At 64.8% G+C, this 8,764-nt stretch carries 10 protein-coding genes and 1 pseudogene; 1 reads left to right on the top strand and 10 read right to left on the bottom strand.

Annotation, left to right across the window (positions count from 1 at the left end):
* Positions 1–658 (top strand): annotated as a pseudogene (locus tag K0M74_RS13325) (nitronate monooxygenase); the annotation flags it as partial.
* Here the strand turns inward: K0M74_RS13325 and K0M74_RS13320 are convergent.
* From K0M74_RS13320 to K0M74_RS13275, 10 genes are all read right to left on the bottom strand, one after another.
* The gene (locus K0M74_RS13320) at positions 648–806 is read right to left on the bottom strand and encodes a hypothetical protein (RefSeq protein WP_293973199.1); all 159 of its coding nucleotides are present in this window, start codon (positions 804–806) and stop codon (positions 648–650) included. The pseudogene K0M74_RS13325 and the gene K0M74_RS13320 sit on opposite strands and share 11 nt — an antisense overlap.
* Before the next feature lie 326 nt (positions 807–1,132).
* Positions 1,133–3,094: a potassium transporter Kup gene (locus K0M74_RS13315; protein WP_293973197.1), complete on the bottom strand. Its 1,962-nt coding sequence runs from the start codon at positions 3,092–3,094 to the stop codon at positions 1,133–1,135.
* 44 nt (positions 3,095–3,138) lie between these two features.
* On the bottom strand, positions 3,139–3,789 hold the full coding sequence (locus K0M74_RS13310) for a cytochrome c biogenesis factor (RefSeq protein ID WP_293973194.1): 651 nt from the start codon (positions 3,787–3,789) through the stop codon (positions 3,139–3,141).
* On the bottom strand, positions 3,786–4,211 hold the full coding sequence (locus tag K0M74_RS13305) for a cytochrome c-type biogenesis protein (RefSeq protein ID WP_293973207.1): 426 nt from the start codon (positions 4,209–4,211) through the stop codon (positions 3,786–3,788). Before K0M74_RS13305 ends, K0M74_RS13310 begins: the two co-directional genes overlap by 4 nt.
* 5 nt (positions 4,212–4,216) lie before the next feature.
* The gene (locus K0M74_RS13300; protein ID WP_088440719.1) at positions 4,217–4,747 is read right to left on the bottom strand and encodes a DsbE family thiol:disulfide interchange protein; all 531 of its coding nucleotides are present in this window, start codon (positions 4,745–4,747) and stop codon (positions 4,217–4,219) included.
* On the bottom strand, positions 4,744–6,714 hold the full coding sequence (locus K0M74_RS13295) for a heme lyase CcmF/NrfE family subunit (RefSeq protein ID WP_293973189.1): 1,971 nt from the start codon (positions 6,712–6,714) through the stop codon (positions 4,744–4,746). Before K0M74_RS13295 ends, K0M74_RS13300 begins: the two co-directional genes overlap by 4 nt.
* 97 nt (positions 6,715–6,811) lie before the next feature.
* Complete coding sequence (ccmE, locus tag K0M74_RS13290; RefSeq protein WP_293973186.1) at positions 6,812–7,246, bottom strand: cytochrome c maturation protein CcmE; 435 nt, start codon at positions 7,244–7,246, stop codon at positions 6,812–6,814.
* On the bottom strand, positions 7,243–7,398 hold the full coding sequence (locus tag K0M74_RS13285) for a hypothetical protein (protein WP_293973183.1): 156 nt from the start codon (positions 7,396–7,398) through the stop codon (positions 7,243–7,245). The genes ccmE and K0M74_RS13285 overlap by 4 nt, the downstream gene beginning before the upstream one ends.
* A gap of 2 nt (positions 7,399–7,400) precedes the next feature.
* Positions 7,401–8,147: a heme ABC transporter permease CcmC gene (ccmC, locus tag K0M74_RS13280; RefSeq protein ID WP_293973180.1), complete on the bottom strand. Its 747-nt coding sequence runs from the start codon at positions 8,145–8,147 to the stop codon at positions 7,401–7,403.
* A gap of 120 nt (positions 8,148–8,267) precedes the next feature.
* Positions 8,268–8,621 carry a YbaN family protein gene (locus K0M74_RS13275; protein WP_293973177.1) on the bottom strand — a complete coding sequence of 118 codons (354 nt, stop codon included), beginning with the start codon at positions 8,619–8,621 and terminating at the stop codon, positions 8,268–8,270.
* Positions 8,622–8,764 lie beyond the last annotated feature (143 nt).

Raw genomic sequence — 8,764 nt, 5'->3', positions numbered from 1 at the left:
AATCCCCTCGCTCGGCGCGCGCGAGTAACTCACCCCGGCGGTGAATAGCTGGGGCGGAATCACGCTGCACTACGACATCGACGACCGCTTTGCGCGCAACGCGGTTGAAAAGGGCGCCGACGGGCTGATCCCCGTCGCCGCCGGTGCAGGCGGCCACGCCGGGCGCCAGTCGCCCTTCGCACTGATGCAGGAAATCCGCGAATGGTTCGACGGCCCGGTGGCGCTGTCGGGGGCGATCGGCCATGGCCGATCGGTGCTCGCGGCGCAGGCATGCGGCGCCGACCTCGCCTATATCGGCAGCGCCTTTATCGCCACCGCCGAAGCCAATGCCGATCAGGCGTATAAGGACGGCATCGTCGAGGGGCGCGCCGGCGACATTGTCTATTCGAACCTGTTCACCGGGGTGCACGGCAATTACCTCCGCCAATCGATCGTAGCCGCGGGCATGGACCCCGACAACCTGCCCGAAGGCGACCTCAAAACGATGAACTTCGGTTCGGGCGGCAATACCAAGGTCAAGGCGTGGAAGGACATCTGGGGATCTGGTCAGGGCATCGGCCCGGTCACCGCGGTGCGCCCCGTCGCCGAATTTGTCGCCGAACTCGAAGCGCAATATCTTGCGGCGCGCCGCGAGCTGGACGCGAAGGTCAGGCTGTAGCGCCGCCGAACAACCGCGCGATCGCGTCGTCCAGATAGGGACGATCGACAAACAGCCGCATCGGATCGCGGCGGTTGAACCAGAACCACGCCCCGTGCCGATCGGTAAGGGTGCGCCGCGTCGTGTCCTCCAACAGCCGTAGCCGCACAAATCGGCACGGCACCGAAGTGCAGGCGAAAGCACGGCGTAGCGATGTCGGCGACGGCACGCTCGACCCGCTCGCGCCGCAGTCCCATGCAGCCCGGCGCCGTTTCCAGCGTCTCGACCGAGCGGCCCTGCATGGCCCTGCCGACCGTCAGCGCAAGCCGACCGTCAGCGCAAAGGGTTCCGCGGTACCGGCAGGATCAGAGCATCCGTGCTCCCCGCGTCCACGTCGGCGGCCAACCACCATCGCCTCGCACTGATATCGCAAGACCGGCGACAATGTTCAAACGCATGATCGCAGATGACGCGGAGTTAATCTCGCCGTCGGCCTCAGATCGCGACCTGGCTGCCCAGCTCGACGACGCGGTTGGTCGGCAGGCGGAAATATTCCATCGCGCTTTCCGAGTTGCGCAGCATCCACGCGAACAGCTTTTCGCGCCAGATCGGCATCCCTGGCTTGCTCGCCGCGATCAGAGTCTGGCGCGACAGGAAAAAGCTAGTTTCCAGCATCTTGAACTCGCCGCCACAGCTCGTCACGCGCTTCAGCGCATCGGGCACATCGACCGGCTGCATGAACCCGTAATTCAGGACCAGGCGGTGGAACCCCTGCCCCAAATCCTCGAGCGCACAATGGTTCTCCTCGCGCACGAACGGAACGTCGGCGACCTTGATCGTCAGCAGAATGATCCGCTGGTGCAGAACCTTGTTGTGCTTGAGGTTATGGAGCAGCGCGTGCGGCACGCCGTCGCTGCTCGACGTCATGAACACCGCGGTGCCCGGCACGCGCGTCGCGCTGTTAGCGGCCGATTTGACGAAAACCGGGATCGGCATCGCCCCTTCGGCCATTTCCTGCTGCATCAGCTTGCGCCCGCGCGACCAGGTGGTGAGCATCGTGAAGATGATCAGGCCGATCGCCAGCGGCACCCAGCCGCCGTCGGGTACCTTGATCAGATTGGCGCCGAAATAGGCGATGTCGACGATGAAGAACACCGCCAGCACGGGCAGCGCTTTCCACGCCGGCCATTTCCACAGCGTGAAGAGCACGACCGAGAGCAGGCAGGTGTCGATGAACATCGCGCCGGTCACCGCGATGCCATAGGCCGCAGCCAGATTGCTCGACGAACCGAAGAACAGCACCAGGATGATTACCATGATCATCAGGAACCAGTTGACCACCGGAATATATATCTGCCCCGCCGCCGAAGCACTGGTATGCTCGACGCGCAGGCGCGGGATGAAGCCGAGCTGGATCGCCTGCTGGGTCAGCGAGAAGGCGCCCGAAATAACCGCCTGGCTGGCGATGATCGTCGCGAGCAGCGCAAGGATGACGACCGGCACCTCCAGATATTGCGGCATCATCTGAAAGAACGGGTCCGAAATCAGATCGGCACGCGGCCCGGCCTCGGCGGCAAGGACCATCGCCCCCTGCCCCATATAGTTGAGCATCAGTGCGGGCAGCACAAAGGCAAGCCAACTCATCCCGATCGGCCCGCGCCCGAAATGCCCCATATCAGCGTAAAGCGCTTCGGCACCGGTCACCGCGAGCACCACCGCACCCAACGCGATGAAGGCGGTAAAACCATCAACATAGAAAAAGCGCAGTGCGTTCACGGGATTGATGGTCTCGACGATAATCCACGGATTATCGGCGATATGCATGATACCCAATCCGGCCAAGGTGAAAAAATAGAGCAGCATGATCGGCCCGAACAGCGCGCCAACCTTGGCCGTCCCGCGCGACTGGATCGCAAACAGGCCAATCAGGATCGCTAGCGCGATCGGGACGATATAGGGAGCAAAGCCCGGATCAATGTAGCGCAGCCCCTCGGTCGCCGACAGCACCGACATCGCCGGAGTGATCATGCTGTCGCCATAGAAAAGCGCGGTCGCGAACACGCCAAGCAGGATGATCGGCCACGTCCAGCGCTTCTCACCCGACGAACGGCTGATCAGCGCGAGCAATGCCAGGCTGCCGCCCTCGCCCTTATTATCGGCCTTCATGATCGTCAGCACATATTTGAAGGTGACGACCAGCATCATCGACCAGAACACCAGACTGAGCACGCCATAGATGTGCAGGCGGTCGGGCTCGATCGGGTGATGCCCGGCAAAGGTTTCGCGAAACGCATAAAGCGGGCTGGTGCCAATATCGCCGAACACGACGCCGACCGCGCCGACCGCAAGCTTCAGCTTGCCGTCTCCGGTGTGGCCATGGCCATAATGGCCGGTATTGGCGGCACTCGGCGCGACGCTTTCGGCGCCGCCCGCCGCAGTTGGCGACTCAGCAGTCATCGCCAGCCATTAGACGAGCCCGCACGATTGGAATAGCGTCCATATCAGGGGGTTTGTCCCGTTGCGGGCAACGGCTGCGGTCCCAATGCCTGCCGCAGCTGGGCAAGCCGCATTTCGAGGTCCGGCCGCCACGGCGCATCAGCGGGGCTGCGGGCAAGCAACTCGCTCCACACCGCTTCAGCGCCTTTCAGATCACCGCCCTGCGCCAGCGCTAGACCCGCGAAAAAGGGCGGCGCGGGGTGAGAGGGATCATGCCGCGACGCTTCATCGAACGCCAGCGCCGCCGCGGGCGACATCATCCCGCCGCCATGCGCGGTCAGCGCATTGCCCAGCCCGACCCACAGATCGACATTGTCGGGATAGCGCTCCAGCCCCTTTTCGAGCGTCTGCGCCGCGAGTTCGGTCTTGCCTGTGCGCGCAAAGCCGTCGGACATGCCCAGCCATTGCGCCGCCGGACCAAAGCGTTCGGCCATGCCCTGTCGCTGGTCGGTGATCGCGTCGCCAAACCCCGCGGGTTCCTCGGGCGCCGCCACCGGCTTGCCTGGCAGCGAGGGGTTGCCCTGCAGCGCGTAACCCGCGAGTCCCAGCATGACCGCGGCGCCCGCCAGCGGCCGCGCCGCGGCAGGCAGCTTGCCCAGCCAGAAAATCGCGCCAATCGTCAGCAGCGCTGCCAGCATGACCCACAGCCAGATCATGCGCTATCCTCCGCATCGTCACTCGCGCCGCGGCGAAACCGTCCGAACGCCAGCCAGCCGCCGAGCAGCAGGAACAGCAACGGCCCCAGCCACAGAAATGCGGTTGCGCGGTCGAACGGCGGATCATAACTCACCCAATTGCCGTATCGCGCCACCAGCCACGCCTTGATTTCGTCGGGGCTTTCGCCCGCGGCGATCTTGCTCCGTACCTCGTGCCGCATATCGCCCGCCAGCGGCGCATCGCTGTCGGCGATCGACTGGCCCTGACAGACGAGGCAGCGCAACTCCTCCATCAACGCCTTTGCGCGCGCCTCTTTCGCCGGGTCGCGCAGCTGTTCATAGGCGTAGGGCGCGGGCGGCAGGCGGTCCTGCGCGGCCAGCGGGGCGGTAAACGCGCCCAGCAAACCAAGCAGGACAAGCATCAGCCTCACTTCATCGCCTCCAGCTTGGCGACGATTTCGGGCACCTGCTCGGCCAGAATCACGCCCTGGATCTGCTCGCGAATAACGCCCTTGCCGTCGATCAGGAAGGTCTCCGGCACCCCTGACGATCCGAGCGCGATCTGGACGCTGCTCTGCATGTCCGATCCGATCCGGTCGAACGGATTGCCATATTCGCGCAGGAACATCGCGACATCCTCAGGCCGGTCGCGGATCGCAATGCCGTCGATCGGCACGCCTGCCGCCTTCAAGGCCTCCAGCTGCGGCGCCTCGGCACGGCAGGGAATGCACCAGCTCGCGAACACATTGACCAGCCGCGGCTTGCCGTCGGCGAGCTGGCTGCTCTTCAGTCCCGCCACCCCCGCGGTCGCGGGCGGCAGGTCGAACAGCGGCATCGGCTTGTCGATCCACTGCGACTGGATCAGCGTCTCGGCGGGCGTCACCAGCCGATAGATGAAGGCGCCGAACAGCAATCCCATGATCGCAAGCGGCACGAAGAGAACCCAGCGGTTGGTCATGGCGCAAAGCGCTCCTCTGATTTCCGGCGGCGCCGCGATCGCCAGATGCCAAGCAACTGCGCGCGGCCGAGCAGCGACAGTGCCGCGCCCAGCGCGATCAATCCGCCGCCAAGCCAGATCCACCACACCAGCGGCTTCCACCACAGGCGGATCTGATAACGGTCGGCGGTGCCGTCATTGCTCGTTACCGGCTGCCCCAGCACCGCATAGAGCTGCCCGCCCGGCCGCGTCAGCAGCGCCGCTTCGTTGGTCTCGGTCGGCGCGGTCCCCATCAAGCCGGGGAAGGTGCGCGCCTCGGGCCGCATCGTAAAGGATTGGCCGCCCGACGTCGTCGCGACCAGCGTGCCTTCAATCGAGGTAAAATTCGGCCCCGCCACGGGCTTCACGCCGACAAATTTCACGGCGAAATCGCCGACCTTGATGACATCGCCGGGCGCCGCGGCGACCAGCCGTTCCTTGATGAAGGCGCTTTCGGCGCCCATCCCCGCCAGACACACCGCGACACCAAAATGCGCGATCACCATACCCCAGGTCGGCAGCGGCGTGCGGCGGAGGTTGCGGCCCCACAGCGGCGCGAGGCTGGCGACTGCGACAACGCCAGCGACCGTCATCCCCAGCAACGGCAGGATGCCGACCTTGCCGCCGAACAAGATCAGCGCGAACAGCACCGCCGCCCCGGCGAAGATCGCCAGCGGCAGGCGCGACCACAGCTTCTTGCCGTCGTCCTTGCGCCAGCCAAGCAGCGGTCCCGCTACCATCACGAGGCACAAGATCAGCGCTAGCGGCCCCGCAACACGATTGTAATAGGGCGGCCCGACCGAAATCTTCTCGCCCATTGCCTCGGCGACGATCGGATACAGTGTGCCGAGCAGGACGAGCGCGAGGATCGTCGTCAGCAGCAGATTGTTGATCACCAGCGCGCCTTCGCGGCTGAGCAGCGCGAACTTCTTCCCCTCGGCCACGCTGCCCGCGCGCAGCGCAAACAGCGTCAGCGCGCCGCCGATATAGATCGCCATCAGCACGAGCAAAAATGTCCCGCGCTCGGGATCGACCGCGAAACTGTGGACGCTGGTCAGCAACCCCGACCGCACGATGAAGGTGCCGACCATCGACATCGAAAAGCCGATGACGGCCAGCATCACCGTCCACGCGCGGAGCGCATTGCGCGTCGCGGTCACCGCGACCGAATGCAGCAAGGCGGCGCCTGCCAGCCATGGGATCAGCGAGACATTCTCGACCGGATCCCAGAACCACCAGCCGCCCCAGCCCAGCTCATAATAAGCCCAATAGCTGCCCGCGGTGATGCCGATCGTCAGGAAAATCCAGCTGAACAACACCCACGGCCGCATCGCACGCGCGAACGCGGGCCCGATCTCGCGCGTGATGAGCGCGCCAACGGCAAAGCTGAACGCGACCGACAGCCCGACATAACCGACGTAAAGCGTCGGCGGATGGAAAGCCAAGCCGATGTCCTGGAGCAGCGGGTTTAGCCCCTGCCCGTCGGGCGGCGCGACCGGCAACCGATTGAAGGGGTTCGATGAAAAGATCAGAAAGGCAAAAAAGCCAAGGCCGAGCGCGGCCTGCGCGCTCAAGGTCGCAATCAGCGTATCCTCGCGCAGCCGCTTTTCGAACAGCGCGATCAGCGCCCCCGACAGCGACAGGATCGTCAGCCACAACAGCATCGATCCTTCGTGATTGCCCCACGTTCCGGCGATCTTGAAGATCATCGGTTTCAGGCTGTTGCTGTTGCGCGCGACCAGTTCGACCGACATGTCGGAGCGCACGAACAGCGCGATCAGCAGGCAGAACGCGGTTGCGGTAAGCACCCCCTGCGCAACACTCGCCGGGCGAACCAGCGCCGCCAGATCCTTTTGCCCGCCGCGCAGATACAGCGTCCCTGCGACAAGCGACAGGCAGGCGAGCGCGGCGGCAATCCAGAGAAGCGCGAGGCCGAGTTCGGCGATCACGTGTTCAACGTCCCGGCCGACGCACCAATCCAGGGGGCTGCCTTGCGCCGCTCTGGATTGCTTAGCTTCGCTCGCAATGACGCCCAATGGAAACTGCTCACGCCTTCGGCGCCTTCATATTCTTCGGCATGTCACCCATTTGCGGCGGCATATAGCGCTCGTCATGCTTCGCCAGGATGCGGTCGGCGACGAACGTCCCGTCGGCGCGCATCCGGCCATCGGCAACCATCCCCGATTCCTCACCGAAAAGGTCAGGGACGATACCCGTATATTCGACTGGCACCGACGCCTTGCCGTCGGTCGCGACGAAGCGGATCGTCAGGCCATCGCTCTGCCGCGCGATGCTGCCCAAAGCGACCATGCCGCCCAGCCGCATCGGTTCGCCAATGACCGCCTTGCCGCCCTTGATCTCGACCGGCGTGCGGAAATAAGCGGCTTCGTCACGCAGCGCGCTCGCACCAAGCACGCCCGCGCCCGCAATCCCCGCGACCGCGAACAGCGCGAGCACCAGCCGTTGATGCTTCGCCTTCATCGACGATCCTTGCGCAGCGCGTCGCTGCGTCGCTCGGCACTCACCATCGCGCGCCAACTTGACCACAGCACCGCACCAGTGAGCAGCACCGTTATCCCGTAAGCCGCCGCCACATAGGCCCACTGACCGCTGCCGCTGATCACCCCCGTCACGCTCAGTTCCCCTCGTCGTCGGCCAGCCGCCGTAGCCGCGCCGAAACGCGATTGTCGGCGATGATCCGCCGCATCCGCATCAATACGATCGCCCCGAATAGCAGTGAAAAACCCAATAAGGTCAAGCCCAATGGCCATAGCAGCGCATTGTCGATGCTCGACCCGCGCAACGTGATGCTCGGCCCCTGATGCAGGCTGTTCCACCACACGACGCTGCGGTTGATGATCGGGATATTGATCGCCCCGACCAGCGCATAGATCGCCGCACCGCGCGACAGCGAACCGCCCTGCCGCTGGCCCCCACCACCACCGGCATCGCCATTGGTCAGCGCAATAAAACCGGCATAGAGGAACAGCAGGACAAGCATCGACGTCATTCGCCCGTCCCATTCCCACCAGGTGCCCCACGTCGGCTTGCCCCAGATCGATCCGGTGGCGAGGCACAGCGCGGTGAACAACATCCCCGGCACCGCAATCGCGCGCGCCGCAATGCCCGACAGCGGGTGGCGCCACACGAGCTGGATCAGTCCTGCCAGCGCCAACGAGGTCCAGCCGCCCATACCGAGCCACGCTGCGGGGACGTGAATATACAGGATCCGCGCGGTTTCGCCCTGTTTGTAATCGCCCGGCACCTGCGTCAGCCCGGCCCATGCGCCCGCCAGCACGAGCAGCAAACCAGCGCCGAGCAGCCACGGCGTCAGCGGCCTGGCAATTGCCAGAAAACGGGTCGGATTCGCGTAAGCGTGCATCGGTTCGCGTCCTTAGGGGAGCCCGGCACAGGGGTCCAGCAATTTGCCCGATGCGACCCGGTCCGGCCCCTCATGCCACGCGATGCGCGGACGTCAAGCTTCGCCATGGCTGAACGACAATCACCCCTCCGGCCGCGTCCAAATCCAGCTGCCGCCCACCGCCGCCGCGATAATCGGCGCCATCATCCACGGCCAGGGCGCAAACAGCAACGCCAGCACAATGCTGAATGCGAAAGCGATGATCGCCGCGATCTTCCCCTTGCGGCTGATCGCCCCCTTTTCGCGCCATGCGATGATATGATGGCCAAATGCCGGATGGCTCAGCAGCCACGCCTCAAGCTGCGGCGAGGAGCGCGCAAAGCAAAAGGCGGCAAGAATGACGAGCGGAACCGTCGGCAGCAGCGGCAGGAACGCCCCGATTGCCCCGACCGCGAGCGACGCCCAACCGCCGACCAAAAACAAATGCCGCTTCATTGGGGGTGGCTTAGCGGAAATTTAGGGACGCGCTAGCCTTCGCCTAAACGGCGCACCCCAAATCGGTTAGTGCTGAGCTTGTCGAAGCGCCGCTTTTCCTCCGACAGCGCCAAAAGGAAGAACGGGCCTTCGACCGGCGCAGG

This window comes from Sphingopyxis sp., from assembly GCF_019459305.1.
GTDB lineage: Bacteria > Pseudomonadota > Alphaproteobacteria > Sphingomonadales > Sphingomonadaceae > Sphingopyxis.
The sequence above is the reverse complement of the archived record's forward strand: the minus strand, read 5'-3'. Positions and strand labels throughout refer to the sequence as shown.

Coding starts and splice junctions, on each gene's coding strand:
- K0M74_RS13275 (WP_293973177.1), bottom strand. CDS start 8,621: ATGAAGCGGCATTTGTTTTTGGTCGGCGGTTGGGCGTCGCTCGCGGTC.
- K0M74_RS13310 (WP_293973194.1), bottom strand. CDS start 3,789: ATGATCTGGCTGTGGGTCATGCTGGCAGCGCTGCTGACGATTGGCGCG.
- K0M74_RS13300 (WP_088440719.1), bottom strand. CDS start 4,747: ATGACCAACCGCTGGGTTCTCTTCGTGCCGCTTGCGATCATGGGATTG.
- ccmE (WP_293973186.1), bottom strand. CDS start 7,246: ATGAAGGCGAAGCATCAACGGCTGGTGCTCGCGCTGTTCGCGGTCGCG.
- ccmC (WP_293973180.1), bottom strand. CDS start 8,147: ATGCACGCTTACGCGAATCCGACCCGTTTTCTGGCAATTGCCAGGCCG.
- K0M74_RS13305 (WP_293973207.1), bottom strand. CDS start 4,211: ATGCTTGTCCTGCTTGGTTTGCTGGGCGCGTTTACCGCCCCGCTGGCC.
- K0M74_RS13315 (WP_293973197.1), bottom strand. CDS start 3,094: ATGACTGCTGAGTCGCCAACTGCGGCGGGCGGCGCCGAAAGCGTCGCG.